General features: G+C 70.2%; 12 protein-coding genes, 1 tRNA gene and 1 pseudogene. 4 read left to right on the top strand and 10 right to left on the bottom strand.

Features of this window, described 5'->3' with window-relative positions; translation table 11 throughout:
- Position 1: 1 nt before the first annotated feature.
- Both AB0M62_RS24555 and AB0M62_RS24560 read left to right on the top strand, forming a co-directional pair.
- On the top strand, positions 2-2,776 hold the full coding sequence (locus AB0M62_RS24555; protein ID WP_366076434.1) for an ABC transporter permease: 2,775 nt from the start codon (positions 2-4) through the stop codon (positions 2,774-2,776).
- A complete protein-coding gene (locus AB0M62_RS24560; protein WP_366076435.1) occupies positions 2,773-3,840 on the top strand; it encodes an ABC transporter ATP-binding protein in 1,068 nt (355 codons plus the stop codon). The genes AB0M62_RS24555 and AB0M62_RS24560 overlap by 4 nt, the downstream gene beginning before the upstream one ends.
- A 152-nt stretch (positions 3,841-3,992) precedes the next feature.
- On the opposite strand, the gene AB0M62_RS24565 is transcribed toward AB0M62_RS24560, so the two are convergent.
- From AB0M62_RS24565 to AB0M62_RS24595, 7 genes are all read right to left on the bottom strand, one after another.
- A complete protein-coding gene (locus tag AB0M62_RS24565) occupies positions 3,993-4,724 on the bottom strand; it encodes a hypothetical protein (RefSeq protein ID WP_366076436.1) in 732 nt (243 codons plus the stop codon).
- Positions 4,721-5,155 carry a thioesterase family protein gene (locus AB0M62_RS24570; RefSeq protein WP_366076437.1) on the bottom strand — a complete coding sequence of 145 codons (435 nt, stop codon included), beginning with the start codon at positions 5,153-5,155 and terminating at the stop codon, positions 4,721-4,723. Before AB0M62_RS24570 ends, AB0M62_RS24565 begins: the two co-directional genes overlap by 4 nt.
- A 1-nt stretch (position 5,156) precedes the next feature.
- Positions 5,157-6,821: an energy-dependent translational throttle protein EttA gene (gene ettA / locus AB0M62_RS24575; protein ID WP_366076438.1), complete on the bottom strand. Its 1,665-nt coding sequence runs from the start codon at positions 6,819-6,821 to the stop codon at positions 5,157-5,159.
- 244 nt (positions 6,822-7,065) lie between these two features.
- Positions 7,066-8,472 carry a Cys-Gln thioester bond-forming surface protein gene (locus AB0M62_RS24580; protein ID WP_366076439.1) on the bottom strand — a complete coding sequence of 469 codons (1,407 nt, stop codon included), beginning with the start codon at positions 8,470-8,472 and terminating at the stop codon, positions 7,066-7,068.
- A gap of 223 nt (positions 8,473-8,695) precedes the next feature.
- Positions 8,696-9,100, bottom strand: coding sequence for a single-stranded DNA-binding protein (locus AB0M62_RS24585; RefSeq protein WP_366076440.1), 405 nt, complete (start codon positions 9,098-9,100; stop codon positions 8,696-8,698).
- Between the two features lie 87 nt (positions 9,101-9,187).
- Complete coding sequence (locus AB0M62_RS24590) at positions 9,188-11,002, bottom strand: GTPase (RefSeq protein WP_366076441.1); 1,815 nt, start codon at positions 11,000-11,002, stop codon at positions 9,188-9,190.
- Positions 10,999-12,564: a dynamin family protein gene (locus AB0M62_RS24595; RefSeq protein WP_366076442.1), complete on the bottom strand. Its 1,566-nt coding sequence runs from the start codon at positions 12,562-12,564 to the stop codon at positions 10,999-11,001. Before AB0M62_RS24595 ends, AB0M62_RS24590 begins: the two co-directional genes overlap by 4 nt.
- A 319-nt stretch (positions 12,565-12,883) precedes the next feature.
- On the opposite strand from AB0M62_RS24595, the gene AB0M62_RS24600 reads away from it, so the two are divergent.
- A tRNA-Arg gene (locus tag AB0M62_RS24600) sits at positions 12,884-12,956 on the top strand.
- A gap of 559 nt (positions 12,957-13,515) precedes the next feature.
- On the top strand, positions 13,516-13,791 hold the full coding sequence (locus AB0M62_RS24605; protein ID WP_366076443.1) for a hypothetical protein: 276 nt from the start codon (positions 13,516-13,518) through the stop codon (positions 13,789-13,791).
- Between the two features lie 899 nt (positions 13,792-14,690).
- Here AB0M62_RS24605 and AB0M62_RS24610 read toward each other — a convergent pair.
- From AB0M62_RS24610 to AB0M62_RS24620, 3 genes and pseudogenes are all read right to left on the bottom strand, one after another.
- Complete coding sequence (locus AB0M62_RS24610) at positions 14,691-14,882, bottom strand: hypothetical protein (RefSeq protein WP_366076444.1); 192 nt, start codon at positions 14,880-14,882, stop codon at positions 14,691-14,693.
- Positions 14,882-15,079, bottom strand: a complete 198-nt coding sequence (locus AB0M62_RS24615) for a helix-turn-helix domain-containing protein (RefSeq protein WP_366076445.1) — start codon at positions 15,077-15,079, stop codon at positions 14,882-14,884. The genes AB0M62_RS24610 and AB0M62_RS24615 overlap by 1 nt, the downstream gene beginning before the upstream one ends.
- Positions 15,079-15,644 (bottom strand): annotated as a pseudogene (locus tag AB0M62_RS24620) (replication initiator); the annotation flags it as partial. The pseudogene AB0M62_RS24620 and the gene AB0M62_RS24615, both read right to left, overlap by 1 nt.
- Positions 15,645-15,929: the final 285 nt, after the last annotated feature.

The raw sequence follows: 15,929 nt of genomic DNA on the forward strand, positions 1-15,929 counted from the left end.
TATGCGTACTCCTTTCGGTGCGTCCGCCGCACACGTCCCCGCCGTCGCCCCCTGGGTCCGCACCCGGCTGCGTTTCGCCCCCGGAACGTCCGTAGCCCTCGCGGTGCTGGTGCTGGTCACCTCGTTCCTCGCCGCCGCATTCCCGCGCGGCGTCCACGCGTACGAGAGCAGGGGCCTGCTCCACACGATCGAGTCGGCGTCGCCCGCCCGCAGCGCGGTCGACATCACCAGCACGCCGGCCGGCCTCGAAGTACCGCAGAGGCACCGTGCCGCCGCTTTGACTCCCCCGGTGCTCGAGCAGCAGTACGACAGAGCGCTGAAACTGCTGCCCGAGCCGGTACGGGCCGACACGACGCAGTCGGCGTACGGCGCGCGCTCACCCGTACCGCTGCACGCCTCGGACCGCTGGCTGCCCCGCCCGGAAGGCCTCTTCGCACGTTTCCTGCTGACCACCCAGTCCGATGTGGCCGGCCATGCGCGCGTGGCTACGGGCCGCCTGCCGCGGGCCGACGCCGACCGGGTGAACGCCGACACCGCTCAGGTCGAGGCGGCGGTCAGCACCGCCACCGCCGGAACCCTCGGCATCCGGGTCGGCGCCTCGATCCATCTGCGGGGTGAGACCGGCAGGGCGCTGACCGTTCGGATCACCGGCCTGGTCGAACCCGTCGCACCGGAGGGGCCTTACTGGTCCGTCCAGCCCCTCCTGCGTAACCCGTCGCTCACCCCGGAGAGCGGCCGGCCGCCGCAGCATTACTGGGCCGCGGCTCTGCTGCTGGCTCCCGAGGCGGGCCCCGCCCTCCTCCGTGTCTCACGTTCTCCCGAGGGGTATGTCCAGATAGCGCCCAGGACCGCGCACCTGACGGCCTCCGACGCCACCGGCCTGGCCGACGCCGTGGCGTCCCTCGAAAGCGGACCGCATCTGACCGAGTTGCGCGGCGCCGTGGGCCGGACCACGGCCGTCACTAGCGACCTGGAGCAACTGGTCGCCGCGTTCGAGGGCATGCGCGGCGCCATCTCACCGGTCGTCGCCGTCGCCGTCTTCGGCATCGGCACCGTGGCCGGTGTCGTCCTGCTGATGGCCGGTGGCCTCTCCGCCGCCCGCCGGCATGCGGAGCTGTCCCTGATCCGCTCGCGCGGCGGATCCGTCCGCGGCATCGTCGGCCGGCTGCTGGCCGAGACGGCGGTGGTGGCGGTTCCCGCCGCGGCCCTCGGCGGGCTCGCGGCCGTGCTCCTGTTGCCGCACGGCGCCGGCCTCGCCTCGCTGTCGGCGGCCGCGGGGGTCGCCGTGGTCGCCTGCGCGGCCCTGCCGCTGCGCGCAGCCTTCGTCCACCGCAGGCCGCGGCTGCACGGCGGGCGCGAGGATCTGGTCCGGGCCCGGCCTTCCCGTCGGCGTACGGTCGCCGAACTCACCCTCCTCGTCCTGGCCGTCGGCGCCGTCGCCGCGCTGCGCCGACGGGGTACGGGCGGCGAGGTGGACCAGCTCGTCAGCGCCGCACCCGTACTGGTGGGGGTGATCGGCGCCCTCCTTCTCGTACGCCTCCACCCGCTGCCCCTGCGGCTGGCGGCCCGCGCCTCGGTCCGGCGGCGGGGCGCCGTCGGCTTCCTCTCGCTGGCCCGGGCAGGGCGCTCGCCCGCCACCGCCGCGCTGCCCTTGCTCGCCCTGCTGGTCGCCCTGACGACGGCCGCGTTCGGCTGTTCCGTCCTCGCCGGGGTCGCGGACGCGCGCGACCGGGCCGCGCTGCTGGCCGTGGGGGCGGACGCGAGGATCGAGAGTGCGGGCGAGCTGCCACGCTCCCTCGCGTCGGCCGTACGCGGCGTACGCGGAGTGGAGGAGGCGACCGCTGTGACGCTCGACTACTCACTCGCCCTGCCGGACGGGAAGCAGAGCGTCGTGCTCGTCGCCGTCGAGCCCGCCGCCTATGCCCGGTTGGCCGCGAAGACGGGCCTCGGGGCTTTTCCCGCAAGTGAGTTGCGGAGAACGGGCGGCTCAGGAACGGGCGGCTCAGCACCGCTGCCTGCAATCGCGTCGCCGGCCGTCGCGCAGCGTCTTGGCGCCCAGCCGCAGAAGCTCTACAGCACCGTCCTCTCCGAGGAGTTCACGGTCGCGGTCGCCGCGGTGCGGACCGGCACCCCGGCCGCGCCAGGCGCCGACTACCTGCTGGTGAACGCCGCCGGCCTGTCGGCAGACCGGCCGATGTCGCTGCTGGTCACCGGGTCACACATCGACACCGGCGGCCTGAAAACGGCCGCCCGCGAGGCCGGGGCGAACTTCGGGGTCCAGCTCCTCGCCGAGGAGCGGACCCGGTTCGCGGATTCTGCGGTGCAGACGGGCGCAGAGCGGATGTACGGGGTGGCGGTGGCGGCCGGTGCCGGATACGCCGTACTCGCCGTACTCCTCTCGCTGCTCCAGGCCGCACCCGAACGAACCGCTGTGCTGGCCCGGTTGCGGACGATGGGCCTCACCCGGCGCGAGGGCCGACGGCTGCTCGTACTCGAATCACTGCCGCAGGCGCTGCCTGCGGCGCTGGGCGGGGCACTGGTCGGCTGGGCGGCGATCCGGCTGCTGGCCCCGGGAGTCGACCTGGGCGTACTGGCGCTGTCGGCACAGGCACGGGTGGCGGGCGTCGGGGACATACAACTGCGTACCGACCCGTGGTCGTTGCTCGTACCGGCGATGGTCATCGTCCTGATCGCGGCCGCGGTGGGAGTGGTGCAGGCCTGGTGGGCGACGCGGCGCGCGACGACCATTGAACTCAGGGCAGGAGACCAACGATGACCGACGCGTCCACCGGCACCGATACGCCCGGCGGCCCCGCACCTGTGGGCGGCTCCGCTGCCGCCGGGGGCACCGCTGCCGCCCCTCGTGGCCCTTCCGGCGGGAGCGTCGGGGCCGTTACGCCGCTCGCCGAGCTGGAACGGCTGGCCGCCTCCCGGCGTGACCGCCCCGCGTACGGGCACGACGCGTTGATCGCGTGCGACCGCCTGGTCCGGGTCTTCATGACGGACGGGGCAGAAGTACAGGCGCTCCAGGGGCTGGACCTGCTCGTCCGGGAGGGGGAGCTGATGGCCCTCGTCGGTGCGTCCGGCAGCGGCAAGTCGACGCTGATGAACATTCTGGCGGGCCTGGACGAGCCGACCGCCGGCGCGGCGAGAGTGGCCGGCTGCGATCTGCTGGCCATGCGCGCGAAGGAGCGGCTGCGCTACCGGCGCGATGTCGTGGGCTTCGTCTGGCAGCAGACGGCCCGTAATCTCCTGCCGTACCTGACCGCCGCGCAGAACGTCGCCCTGCCCGTGCAGCTGAGCGGCCGGGGCCGCGCCCGTGAGCGGGCGGCGCGGGCGGAAGAACTGCTGGGGATGCTCGACATCGCCGACTGCCGTGACCGCCGCCCGCACCAGATGTCCGGTGGCCAGCAGCAGCGCGTGGCGATCGCCGTCGCGCTGGCGAACTCCCCGGCCGTGCTGCTCGCCGACGAGCCGACCGGCGAACTGGACTCCGCCACTGCTGAGCAGATCTTCGCTGCCTTCCGTACCGCGAACGAGGAGCTGGGCACCACGATCGTAATCGTCACCCACGACCAGGCCGTCGCGGGCGAGGTGCGCCGCACGGTCGCCATCCGCGACGGCCGCACCTCGTCGGAGGTGCTGCGCCGCACGGAGGTCGACGCGGCGACGGGCCAGGAGTCGGTGGTGGCGAGGGAGTACGCGATGCTCGACCGCGCGGGCCGCCTCCAGCTCCCCGCGGAGTACACGGAGGCCCTGCGCATGGAGCACCGGGTGATGCTCGAGCTTGAACAGGACCACATAGGCATCTGGCCGGACGAGGCGGACGGGCGCGGATAGGCCGCTGGCCACCTGCTATGCACGGGCGCTGGCGAGGCCACCGGGACCGCCGAGGCGAACGGCGCCGGGCGGGGCCGTTGGGACCGCCGAGAACAAGGAGACGGACCGGCGGAGCCAGGGTGCCCGGGGGTGCCGGCGTGGGTCTCCCCGATTCAGGCCGGGGTGATCGTCAACGGACCCAGGCCGGTCGCCCGGCGGGTGGCGATCGAACCGTACGGTGTGCGCAGGCGCAGCCAGCTGCCCGCCGCCAGCAGGGCCACCGGCTCCGCGGCCACGTCCGCGACCGGGTCCGTGACGGGCTGTCGCGGCACGGTGGTCCGTATCGGCCGCAGGAAGCCCAGCGACTGCGCGGCGTGCACCGCACGCAGCGGCAGCTCTGTGTCGCCGAGCGTCCGGGACCAGATCTCACGGCCGATACGGTCGCGCTCGGCCCGGGTCCGGTGCTCCGGCGGCAGTGCCTCGTCCCGCGCGCGGAACTCGGCCACAGCCGCGCCCACCGCGGCCCGCATCGCCTCCAGGCCGGGCAGCCCGGGCACCTGGCGCCAGCCGCCGCGCGGCGGCAGCACACCCGCCCACGGCGGACCGGTGACGGCGGCCGCCACGACTGCCGTGCCCGCCGGCTCGTCGATCGATTCGAGCAGTTCACCGGCGGACACGGTGACATCGAGGATGCCGAGGCCCTCGGACGCGGCGAGCCGCGCCGTACGGATGGCGAGTACGTCGAACGACGGCGGCCGGCCGAAGACGGCCAGAGCGTCCCCGCCGGCCTGCAACCGCACCGCCGCGGCACGGTCGTAGTGCACCAGACGGCCCAGGAAGGCGGCGAGATCCGCCACCTCCCCGGAGTCCGCGAAGTGGAGCAGCTCAGGCTGGTGGGCCGTCATGCGGCGACAGCCTCTTTCTGCCGGCCGTCGTCCAGGTACTCCTGGAGGAAGGCCTTCTCCTCGGGAGTGATGCGACGCGGTCGCGACTCGGCGAGGTTGAACGGGACGACGACGGTTGACGCCCGCACATACACGGTGTCCTCGTCCTTGATCTCGTACGCGATCGTCAGCGACGCCGCCCCGATCTTCGTCACCCACGACTCGACGGTCACCGGCTCGTGCCGGTGGACCAGCGGCCGAACGTAGTCGATCTCGTGCCTGGCCACGACGGACCCGCCGGTGAACGACGTGCTGCCCTCCCCCGGCGCCAGCCGGAACATGAAGTCGATCCGCGCCTCTTCCAGGTACCGCAGGAAGACGACGTTGTTGACGTGCCCGAAGGCGTCCATGTCCGACCAGCGCAGGGGGCAGGAGTAGATATGACGGGTCACATCAGCCCCGGGTCAGCTTCTTGTACGTGGCGCGGTGCGGACGGGCCGCGTCCGGACCGAGCCGCTCGATCTTGTTCTTCTCGTACGACTCGAAGTTGCCCTCGAACCAGTACCACTTGGAGTCACCCTCGTACGCCAGGATGTGCGTCGCCACGCGGTCCAGGAACCAGCGGTCGTGGGAGATGACCACGGCCGCACCCGGGAACTCCAGCAGCGCGTTCTCGAGCGAGGACAGGGTCTCGACGTCGAGGTCGTTGGTCGGCTCGTCGAGGAGCAGCAGATTGCCGCCCTCCTTGAGCGTCAGGGCCAGGTTCAGGCGGTTGCGCTCACCGCCGGAGAGAACGCCGGCCGGCTTCTGCTGGTCCGGGCCCTTGAAGCCGAAGGCGGAGACGTATGCCCGCGAGGGCATCTCGACATGGCCGACGTTGATGTAGTCCAGCTCGTCCGACACGACAGCCCAGAGGGTCTTCTTGGGGTCGATGTTGGCGCGGCTCTGGTCGACGTAGCTGATCTTGACGGTCTCGCCGACCTTGATCGCGCCGGAGTCCGGGGTCTCAAGGCCCTGGATCATCTTGAACAGCGTGGTCTTGCCGGCGCCGTTCGGGCCGATGACGCCGACGATGCCGTTGCGCGGCAGCGTGAACGACAGGTCATCGATGAGGACCTTGTCGCCGAACGCCTTGGAGAGCTTGTTGACCTCGACGACGATGGAACCGAGACGCGGGCCCGGCGGGATCTGGATCTCCTCGAAGTCCAGCTTCCGCATCTTGTCCGCCTCGGCGGCCATCTCCTCGTACCGGGCGAGACGCGCCTTCGACTTGGTCTGGCGGCCCTTGGCGTTGGAGCGGACCCACTCCAGCTCTTCCTTGAGGCGCTTCTGGCGCTTCGCGTCCTTCTGTCCCTCGACCTTCAGACGCGCCGACTTCTTCTCCAGGTAGGTGGAGTAGTTGCCCTCGTACGGGTGCGCGCGACCGCGGTCGAGTTCGAGGATCCACTCGGCGACGTTGTTGAGGAAGTACCGGTCGTGCGTGACGGCGACGACGGCGCCCGCGTACTTCGAGAGGTGCTGCTCCAGCCAGTTCACCGACTCGGCGTCGAGGTGGTTGGTGGGCTCGTCGAGAAGCAGCAGGTCGGGGGCCTCGAGCAGCAGCTTGCAGAGCGCGACGCGGCGCTTCTCGCCACCGGAGAGATTCACCACGGGCCAGTCGCCGGGCGGGCAGCCGAGCGCGTCCATGGCCTGCTCGAGCTGGGCGTCGAGGTCCCAGGCGTTGGCGTGGTCGAGGTCCTCCTGCAGCTTGCCCATCTCGTCGAGCAGCGCGTCGGAGTAGTCGGTCGCCATCAGTTCGGCGATCTCGTTGAAGCGGTTCAGCTTGCCCTTGATCGCGGCGACGCCGTCCTCGACGTTCTCCAGCACGGTCTTGGACTCGTCGAGCTTCGGCTCCTGCATGAGGATGCCGACGGTGTACCCGGGCGAAATGAACGCATCGCCGTTGGAGGGCTGCTCCAGGCCGGCCATGATCTTGAGAACGGTGGACTTGCCGGCGCCGTTGGGGCCGACCACACCGATCTTCGCGCCGGGCAGGAAGTTCAAGGTGACGTCGTCAAGGATCACCTTGTCGCCGTGCGCCTTGCGCGTCTTGCGCATGGTGTAGATGAACTCAGCCAAGAGAAACCGTCCGGCAGGTCGAGAAGGGCCAATGTGCGGCTCCGCCGCGTGAGGGCAGATACACCCCATCTTGCCTGACGTCCACCCCTGGGTGGAAACCGCCTGTCCACGGCCCGGACGCGACCGTCTGACCTGAGGCTCACCGACCGGGGCCCATGACGGCCCGGGGAGCGCCCAGGAACCGGCTCCCCCCGCCCCGGCCCCGGCCGGACTCGACGACCGCCCGCACCCGCGTCCCCGTCGACTACTCCTCGGTACCGGTCGGCTTCTTCTTGCGGAGCAGGAACACCGCGGCGGCACCCACGAACACCAGGATCAGTGCGACACCCGCGATCACCGGGGTGGCGGCGGAGCTGCCGGTTTCGGCAAGGTCCAGGCCGCTGTCGTCGGCGCCGCCGGCCGGGCTCGGCGCTGAGGACGGCTGTCCGGGCGCGCCGCTGGCGCTGCCCGCGGTCTTGCAGTCCATGACCCCTTTGAACTGCTTCGTGAAGCCGTCGGGGCCGGTGATGGTGAAGTCGTACGCCTGGTCCTCGAGGACGGGAATGGTGACAGTCTGCGACCGCCCTGCCGCGATCGTGTGCTTGAAGCCCTTCAGCTCGAAGGTGAACGCCTCGTCGCCCTCATTGGCGGCCGTGATGTCCACACCGCCCTTGGCGCAGTTCTTCGTGGCCGAGAGCGCCGGAATCGGCCCCTTCTTCGCCCACGTCGCCGTGGCCGAGGCCGAGACAGTCGACTCACTGGAGCCGGCCAGGATCTGGGTCTGGCTCCTGGACTCGCTGGCGAAGGCCCGTCCGACCGGGACCTTGGTGGTGGCCTGGACGGTCAGTGAGGTCGAGCCGTCCGGGGTGCCCGCAGGGACGTCGAAGAACAGCTGCGCTCCGTTGGTCGCGGCGGTGACCGGCTTGCCGTCCCGTCCCACGATCCTGACCCCAGGGTGGGCGAGGTCGGTGGCCGCCGCCACGGTCACGTACTGCGCGTCGGTACGGACGGTGACCGGCCCCAGTCTTTCGCCCGCCTTCCCGGACACCGCGTTGGTTTCCAGGGTGAGGGAGGCCTTGGGCTCCGCGAGGTTCTTCGCCTTCTTCTGCAGGTGGTCGGCAAGCTTCTCGGCCTGCGGGTCGAGCGCCTCCACGTGTGCCCCGTTCGAGAAGCGCCAGATCGCGACCTGCGTGCCGGCCGCCGCCGTCTCCTTGCTGAGGACGGTAGCGCCGGCCGCTCTGGCCAGCCCGTCGAGATCGTTCACCTGGGGGTAGGAATTCTGCAGGATCCAGCGGATCCGGCCGGCGTCGGCATTGTTGTTGAGCGAGGTGCCTTTCCAGGGTGTCTCGACGTACTTCGCTTCCTTCTGCGTCGGGTTGTGGATGTCGATGCAGTAGGTCTGGAGAGTGCCTCCGTCGTCGACTCTCATTTCGAAGAGCCCGGCGGGGATCTGCCGCTGCGTGTCGTCCAGCGTCACGACGGCTCGGTCGAACGTCTTCAGACCGTCCAGCGTGGCGCTGGCGCCGCCCTGGTGCTGGGGCACCTCATCGGCTGCCGCCGCACCGGCGGTCGCTGCCGCACCTGACGCGAGAAGGCCGGACGCCAGGAGTACCGCGGCAAGGCGGGCGGGACCCCGCCCCCTTGCAGAGAAAGCAGAGAACGCAGAAATCACAGAATTCCCCTCCGGGCGGGAAGCGTTCGGCGCTGGTGCGCGTGGGGGGAGCTGCCTCGCCTGAGACCCAAGTGCCCCGTGAGTACCACGGAATCCTAGAGAGGGAGTGGAACAGGTTCCCCAGTCATGCCATCCCATAACCATTCCGAATCAAAATCGTTATGGCCCCGCCGCCTCCGACCCGACACTGTCGACAAATCGCCGCGTCCGGGAGCTCCAACACCTATATCGCGCCAGTCTTATGACGCTCCGTCAAAGACGGCTCCCCCTTCACCACCCGTCGGAACGCCGACGTCCCGCGTGTCAGGTCGTGCCCCACCGCCACCGCCTCGACGTCGGCCGAGAACCACCGCTTTGCGTCCTGCTGTTCCTCTTCACGCACGCGCAACCGACCGTGCACGACGAGTGGTTCACCCACCGATACCGACCCTGCCAGGTTCGCCGCGAGCATGCGCCGGGCCCACACCGTGTAGAAACTGGTGGCCCCGTCCGCCCACGTCTGCTTCTCCCGGTCCCAGCGCCGCGCGGTCACCGCGAACCGGAAGCGGGCGACCGCTCCCGTCGCCGACTCCTTGTAGTCAACTCGCGTGGCGACGTTGCCCACCAAGGTGACCATCGTGTCGTTCACGGCCATCCCCTCCCCGTCCCGTTTCCGCTGTCCACCGATCCGCTTCCATAGTGCGCCGACCGGCGGAAACCCGCTCGGGCCTGTGGACTACCGCCCGGTTGTGGACAACCCGGCCACCGTCACGTACTGCTGCCGCACCTCCTGGTACCGCAGCAACTCCGCCGCCACCGGCTCCAGTACGCGCGCCCGTCCGCACCCGGCCGCCGCCTGCCGCAGTCGCCGTTCGGCGTCCTGGCCGTACCGCCGCGCCGGGCCACGGGCCGCCATCGAGCACGTCCACTCCACCAGGGGCCCTCCCACAATTCCGGCCAGCATCAGCAGTACGGGCGGCAGCAGAGCCGGCTCGAACACGCCGATGATCTGACCCAGCAGCCACAGCCCGCCGTAGATCTGCAACAGCGTCATCGACGCCTGGGCAAGTACCGCCGCCGGCCACCAGGCGGGCCGCGGCGGCCGCCCGCGCGGCACCCCGGCCGTCACCGACAACTCGTCCAGCGTCTCGGGCAGCCCCTCCGCCCCCCGTACCGCCGCCTCGCGCACCGCCTGCGCCCACGGGACCGGCAGCCCGGCAGCCGCGTCGTCCGCGACCGTACGCACCGCCTGTTCCACCCGCTGGCGCGCCGTGATCCCCTCTTCGGCGGGGGCTGACGGGATCAGCGAGCGGGCCACGGCCCGCGGGGAGCGCTGCGCCTCGTACCAGCGCCACAGTCGTAGCCACGGCGTACCGCACGCCCGCCCGGCGTTCCGCCGCCAGGCGCGCTCCGCCGCCTGCCCGGCGGCGTGCGCACCCACCGCCTCCGCGAGGTGGGTCTCGAATTCCTCACGTGCCGCCGCACCGATTTCCGGTCGGCCGTCGGCCATGTACACGGGACGCAGCCGCCACGCCGCCCTGTCCACATCGGCGGAGAGCCGCCGGGTCGCGGCGCCCCGCTCCTGGATGAACTGACCCAGCACCTCCCGGAGTTCATCAACGCCTTCCCCGGTGAGGGCGGAGAGCGCCAGCACGGTGGCCCCCGGCTCGCCGTGTTCGCCGAGCGCCATACCGTCCTCGTCGAGCAGCCTGCGCAAGTCGTCCAGCACCTGGTCCGCGGCCTCGCCCGGCAGCCGGTCCACCTGGTTCAGTACGACGAAGGTGACCTCGGCGTGCCCGGCCAGCGGCCGGAGATAGCGCTCGTGCAGTACGGCGTCGGCGTACTTCTCGGGGTCGACGACCCAGATCACCGCGTCCACCAGGGCCAGTACCCGGTCGACGTGCTGGCGGTGCGTGACCATGGCCGAGTCGTGGTCGGGCAGATCGACCAGGACGAGCCCGCGCATCGCCTCGTCCGACTCCCCTCCGTGCTGCGGCCGGCGGCGCAGCCGTCCCGGGATGTCGAGTCGGTCGAGCAGTCCGGCGGCGCCGTCCGTCCAACTGCACGCGATGGGCGCGGCGGTGGTGGGCCTGCGCAGCCCGGTCTCCGAGATCTGCACTCCGGCCAGGGCGTTGAAGAGGGTCGACTTACCGCTCCCGGTCGCCCCCGCGATGGCGACGACGGTGTGCTGCGAGGAGAGTCCGCGCCGGGCGGCTGCCTCGTCGAGCACCCTCCCGGCCTCGGTGAGGGTCTTGCCGTCGAGGCGGGTGTGGGAGAGTCCGATCAGTTCCCGCAGGGCGTCCAGCCGTACCCGGAGAGGCCCGCCCCAGGCCTCCGCGGAACGCTCCTCCTCCGCGCGGCGCGCTTCTTCCTCGGGGCCGCCGCTCCGCCTGTTCCCGTCCAGGCCGAGATCGACCAGGAGGCGGCTTTCCTCGTCCAACTCCGCGTCCACGTCCGCTTTGGCGTCCGGCACCCGCCGGGCGATCAGGCCGTCGTCCCAGCGGGTCTCGTCGTGTTCGGGCTGGTCGTCCGGGGTAGTCACCGCGGTCACCACTCTTTCTGCAGTACGGACAGGGCGGCGATCAGCTCCGCCTGCGGCTCCGGTGTCACTTCCAGTGCGTCGAGCGGCGCCAGCCGGAGATCCCGCTCGGCGTGCAGTACCTGGTCCAGATGCGTGGTGAGCAGCTCGCCGCCACGGTCGCGCAGCCGCAGGGCCCCCTGTGCGCCGATCCGCTCGGCCAGCCGCTCCCCGGCCGTGCGGGCCCGCTGGCCGCCGAGCAGGGCCGCCGCGAGCAGGGCCGCGACGGCCTCGGGATCCGGAGCGGCGGAGCGCTCCATCAGCCGTACCTCCTCCTCGGCCAGCTCCTCCAGCACCCGTCGCCAACGTCGTACGGTCATGCCGATGCGCTCCCCCGCCTCCCTGTCCGGGCCGTCCCTCCTGACCGCGGCCGACGCCGGCTCCCCGCGCCACGCCTCGGCGATGCGCTCGTCGGCGGCAGCCACAGCGCACTGCAGGAGCGCGCTGAGGCTGTCCACCAGGGAGTCGAGGAGCTCACCGGCGGTGGTGTCCAGCGGGAATCCGCGCCAACGCGTCAACGCGTCCCCCGCGAGTACCGCGCCCGCCCTCAGCCGGCCGAGCACCCGCCGACCCTCGTGCTGGTACGCGTCGTCGACGGCCCCCGTCAGCCGTACCGCCGCGGCGTGCTGAGCGGCCACCGCCGAGGCGAGCCCGGGCATCCGCGTGTTCAGGGAGGCGATGACCCCGGCCGCGGTACGCCCCACCGCCTGCTGCCGGGCCGCTGGATCCTGCGCCCGGTGCGCGAGCCAGGCCGCGAGGGGTGCGACAGCGTTGCCCGGCAGCAGCCCGCCGCCGCCGGTCGACTCGGGCAACTCGGGAATGGTGAAGCGGGGGACGTCGCCGAGCCCGGCTCTGGTCAGCAGGGCGCCGTACTGCCGCGACACCTCGTTGATCACCTGGTGCGGCACTCGGTCCAGCACGGTGACCAGCGTGGCGTTGTACTCCTTGGCCGTACGCAGCAGGTACCAGGGCACGGCGTCCGCGTACCGGGAGGCGGTCGTCACCATCACCCACACATCGGCGGCGCAGATCAACTCGGCCGCCAGCGTGCGGTTCTCGACGACGAGCGAATCGATGTCGGGCGCGTCGAGCAGCGCGAGCCCGCGCGGCAGACTGACGACGGTCTCGACCCGCAGTTCCCGCCCAGTGCCGCGTTCTTCCTGGTGAGGCCGCCATACGCGGGTGAGCTGAGGCAGTACGCGCATATCGGCGAACCAGTGGCGATCCTCGGGATGGCACACCAGCACGGGGGTACGGGTGGTGGGGCGAAGCACCCCGGCCTCGCTGACCTGCCGTCCGACCAGGGAGTTGACAAGCGTGGACTTCCCGGCCCCGGTGGATCCGCCGACGACGGCGAGCAGGGGGGCTTCGGGGGCCGTGAGACGGGGCACCAAGTAGTCGTCGAGTTGTGCGAGCAGCTCGGCCCGGGCCTGCCGCGCCAGTGGCGCCCCCGGAAGCGGGAGCGGAAGACGCACGGCAGCGACTCGGTCGCGCAGGGCGGAGAGTGCTTCAAGCAGCTGAGGCCGTACATCCATGGTCACCACATGCGAAGAATGCCCAATTTTGGCGTCTTTTTGAAGCGTATGGAGGCCCCTGCGCGCCGATCCCGCACCAGGGACAGAAGGGACGACTGGGGCGCAGGCATAACGAGTACACAACACCCGGGGCGTGAGGAGCCAAAAGCGCTGCAGGATTCGCACCTGCCTGCGATTATCGGGATCGCTTCACCGAACCTCCACATCGTGCCACGCGGGTGAAGCGGCCGGGGCAAGGCAACCGGAGCCCTATCCTTGATCCGGCAAGGTCACGGTCCCACCCCCTCGCGGGGCTCCAGGCCACCACGGCCACCTTCCGGCCCCCGTAGCTCAGTGGATAGAGCAGGCGCCTTCTAAGCGCTTGGCCGCAGGTTCGAGTCCTGCCGGGGGCACACATCACAGCCCTCCCTCGCGGAGGGCTTTTTTGCTGGTCAAAGCGGTCCCGTCGGGCAGAAACAACCGTCGGACCGCGCCCGGCTGATCATGGGAGCGGTCCGACGCTCTCCGGCTGTCACCGGGTTTCCGCGGGTTGCCGTGTCGAATACGTGTCGAAGTCCTGCCGGACGGTTCAGCCCTCCCCCGCCAAGGCGGGGAACTGAGGAGATGCGGCTCGTGAGGTGACGGAAGTGGTCGCTCGGCTCGGCGCAGGATCAGAGTCCGCCCCCGCCCTGTGGCCCTTCCACGCTGCCGCTACCTGACGCTTCCGGATGCGTCAAGTCCCGAGTCCTCGGAACGTGACCCTGCCGGGCCGGTCGGGCTTACTTGAAGTGCGGGCCTCGCCGGAAAGGCAACGAGGCAGCACGGTAAGGCGGAATTCCTCGCCGAGGATGCTCCTTCTCACCGAATCGCCGGTTATGCCGGCACGGCGCTGCCGGTCGGAAACCGGTCCGCCGATTGTCACCCCGGTTTCCGGGGAGTGTCAGCAACCTCTCTATCGGTAGGAGAAAATTCATGACCCGCAATGTTCACACCCACAACGACGCCGGCCCCAAGCGGCGGGGCTTCCGCCTCGCGACGGTTTTCGCCTCGGGTGCCCTGCTCTCCGGTGCCGTCATCCTGCCGGCCTCCGCCGCGATGGCGTCTCCCATGCCCGCCGCGTCGGTCGTGAGCGTCGTCGAGGGCCACGACAAGCATCACGACAAGCACAAGCACCACGGCAAGCACAAGCACCACGACAAGCACTACAAGCACTACAAGCACTACAAGCACTACAACAAGCACTACTGACAAGCGCGACAGGTACGGCAAGGTGCTCACGCGATCAGAGCCGATTGCCGAGGACGGTGCCTACGGTTCGCAGTCCGGCTGGGTGGTAAGCCGACGGCTACGGCTACCCAGCCGGACTGCCGAATGCCCGCAGGGAAGAAAGGGTACGGGCCGTCTCACGCGCGGCGGCCCGGCACGGTGCCGAGAAATCGGCCGCACCTGGCCATTGGGCATATGAATTCTGCCTCGGAAAGAATCCGAGGATTTTTCGTTTCCTCATAACTTTGGCCGCCGGAGAACGGCTGAATGTGCTCTGCGGAGTAGAAGGGACGGACGGGCCAGATGTGTACGTGGCCCGTTTGGCGTACCAGCGTCGGCAGCGGGCAGGGGTACCGCGCTCAAGGCCAACCGATCCGGCTGCCCATCACCAGTTCCCCCCGCCGCCTGTGGATCGGGGCGGCCGCGTACCCAAGGGTCAGAGCATTCCGTCGGTTCTTCCGGGGAGGTCTCCTCCGGTCTCAATGCGCTTCTGGTGGTCCTTGAGCTGACCGGAGATGCAGCGGGCATACGTGGCTAGCAGCACCGGAACGCTATTGCCAGCCCAGTCCGCCACCTGGGCCGGCGGGACCCCATTGTTCAGCCACGTCGTCAGGCAGGTGTGACGCAGGTCGTACACCCGTTTGCCGAGAGGTTGGTGTTGAACGCGAACTCGCGAAGCGCGGTCCGGACGTCGACGGGTTGGAACCTGGCCGGCAGTGGACTGTGAAGCAGGGCGACGGTTGCGGTCATGAGCGCCTTGGCCACGTTCTTCCGGTTATTGCCGGAGGTCCGTCGCCATTGGGCATCAGCGAACTGGACGGCGAAGTCGTACCAGTTCACGTCGCTCGCCCCGGACCTATGCGAGACGGGCCGCCCTGTGGTCAGGTTGAAAGCCTCCCCGCGGCGAGTCGCCGCCACCAGTTCTGACCGGAAGGAGTCGGCCAGGGGGCGAACGTGGCGAACGGCTCGCGGTACGCCTTCCCAGCGACGACCCAGCGCACCGTGTGGGACGTCTTCCGGCTTCCCTTATAAGTGAGGATCTTGTAGATCCTGATGTCGTAGGAGGTCTCCATCAGACACCGTCCTCACGATCATCGAGCCAGTGCTCGAAGTCGCTGCGCCGGATCCGCAAGTCACCGTTCGGCAGCTTTATGCAGCGAGGAGCGCGCCGCTTCTGCCGCCAGTCGTAGAAGGTCGAGCGCGAGATCTGCAGCTCCTCACACACCTCCGCGAGGGTGAGCATCCCCCGCGAGCGAATTGCGGTCGCCATCAATCCCCCTCGATGTCGGCGAGTGCTTCGCGGGCGGTTTCTCGGTTGATGCGGATGTCTTCGGCGATAGATGCGGCGAGGGCGGATTCACCGGGGGTGCGGCCGTGGCCGGCGTAACGCCAGTCAGCCAGCAGGAGTGTGGTGTCCGGCTCAGGCAAGCACAGGGCTTGGCGTTGTTCGGCTGCGCGGTAGTCGGCGCGGACCTGTCGGCGCTCGGTGAACGTCGAGGAATAGCGGCGCGACTTGGTCAGGAAGTGGCCGCGGAAACCGAGCATGTGAGCCCAGGCCCACAGCTTCCGTTCCGGGTAGAGCTCATCGAGGTCCCAGCAGGCGCGGTGAGACGCCGTGCGTGGTCGGGTACACGGTGTTGGTCGAGTTCGGCGAGTTCGCCGACGCGGCGGTCGAGAGTGCCGGTGGTCTCGGCTGCCTTGGTCGCGTACTTGGCGATGTATCCGGCGACCTTCTGTTCGGTCGGAGTCTGCGGCCTATTCGCGGGATGGATCACGGGGGCGTTCCCCCAGGCCAGCACCTGAGAATGACGAAGACCCACGGACGATTTCAGGGGTCTCGGAGCACAAGTCGTGGCCGCAAAGTCGGCTGGTCGTTGCTCCGTTCTTGGTGCCCCGTCATGAACTGACTGATCATGCTTGGACCACGATCGAGCCCGGTCGGCCCCGCAGACAGAGCCAAACGTTTGACAGACCCGCTGCCAGTCCTGCTTGTCCAGGCCGAGGACATCGAGTGTCACGTGGACGGCGAGGGGTCTGCCGGAGTCGTTGGCGAGGTCCACCATGCCTCGGGGAAGGAACGGGGTGATGAGCTCGGCGGCGTTGGCGTGGATGGCGCGTCT

It is taken from the genome of Streptomyces sp. NPDC051219 (assembly GCF_040682335.1).
GTDB lineage: Bacteria > Actinomycetota > Actinomycetes > Streptomycetales > Streptomycetaceae > Streptomyces.